The sequence below is a fragment of the Carboxylicivirga litoralis genome, from assembly GCF_025499605.1.
Lineage (GTDB): Bacteria > Bacteroidota > Bacteroidia > Bacteroidales > Marinilabiliaceae > Carboxylicivirga > Carboxylicivirga litoralis.
Genome location: NZ_JAFMVC010000089.1, coordinates 1 through 1,579, shown reverse-complemented (window position 1 = coordinate 1,579; position 1,579 = coordinate 1). Strand labels below are relative to the sequence as shown.

Genomic DNA, 1,579 nt, shown 5'->3' with positions numbered 1-1,579 from the left:
ATTGAAATTGTCGCCCTCTCCTAATCCTCACCAAAGCCCAATGGTTTTCAAACGACTAAATTACAATTCTTAAGTTGATTTAAAAGCATTGGGCGAACAAATTGAAATCACCACTTTTCGCGAATCATAAACCCACACATGACTTATTATGCATTGTTGGGCGATGTTTGTTATTATTAATTAATCCGAGCTGTAAATTAAATTAGCTTGGCTTTAAAGTTATAAATTCCTGTTATTAATCCTGTTCTTCATTAGAAGTAATGCGCGTTGGCTTTGGTTTCTCTTTTTATCAACTCTGTCTAACCATCAAGTAATCATCTTGATAAATATGAGCATTTAGTATTCTTATTATAAGGTTTTATTAATCGGTCTAACCGTTGACACCTATAAAAATGCTCTATCTGTATTTTTCTAATGCTATCCTATTTATTAAATTAACTGTCTTGTAAATCAGTCCGCGCGTTGGATTATTTAAAGGCTAATTTTATTTTTTGTTGGCAATAGAAATTAGGTCTAGCTTGAATTCATTTGCGTGTCTGCCAATTCAAATCCTTACATGCGTCCACAATCATAGTTCCCATATAAATCACACTTAAAAATCAATCCGAAAAGGTGCGTTTGCAATTGTGAATTATCACTTTTCTCGCCAACAAAAAGCTCACCGCTGAGAAAATAGCGCCCAACGGACGCGGCTATGAAGCGTTGGGGGAATGTTGCCAGGTTTACCTTTCAAAAATCTAAGTAGCCAAAGCGTTGTATTTTGCTTTTACCTTTTTCGCTTCACAAAAGCCAAATCAACGATTTGGCGGTGGTCGGCTTTGTAGAAATTCTCCAAATTGAGCAGAATCCCCAATGCTTTATTAGCCATTGTTAGCACACGTAATTTTATCATTATAGAGTTCAATATCTCTTTCTAAGTCAAAGCCTAGTCTCAAATCAGTTAGGTCTTTCCTATTTAGTTTATTTTTTAAAAACATATTTTCAGATTCTGCTTTTACCAACCAAAAATCAAAAACTGAGTCGTTTGTTTTCAAGTCAAAGAAGGGTTGATTAAATGCTAAGAATTCATTTTTTGAAATACGTTTATAAAAGAGTGGCTTTTGTAATGCAAAGTTACCGATAGAATCAATAGTTTCTTCAAAGTGTTCTTGTTTGATGAATTCTATAATACTCTTTCGTTTATTAGCTACCATATAATTATAATCAATTTTCATTAGAATATGGTGAAGGTTTGCAGGTGTTAATTCAAAATCTTCACTTAAGTAATCCCGACAATAGTTCCCGTTTCTTATTGGCCGCTTTGCGTAATATTCATTGATAAACTCATTATATGATACTCCCTTTAATTCAAGTAGATTCTCAAATTCAGAGGTTATATATTCCCTAAATGCTTCAGCAAGTTCTAAGAAATTCACTACTTCAAACATGCCGTTATTATTCAATTTTAGATAATAACCTTTCTTATTGATTTTTGTATACCTGAAACCTAAGTACATGACAAAAGTTTATAACATTTATCTAAATCGCTGTTATTTATTGGATTGATTAACGCATTTGCGATTCTAATCAGTCCGTATTT

At 32.7% G+C, this 1,579-nt stretch carries 1 protein-coding gene; it reads right to left on the bottom strand.

Going from position 1 to position 1,579, the window contains the following annotated elements; translation table 11 throughout:
- Positions 1–860: 860 nt before the first annotated feature.
- Entirely contained in the window at positions 861–1,427 is a 567-nt protein-coding gene (locus J1N10_RS20820) for a hypothetical protein (RefSeq protein WP_262328659.1), read from the bottom strand.
- Between the last annotated feature and the right edge of the window lie 152 nt (positions 1,428–1,579).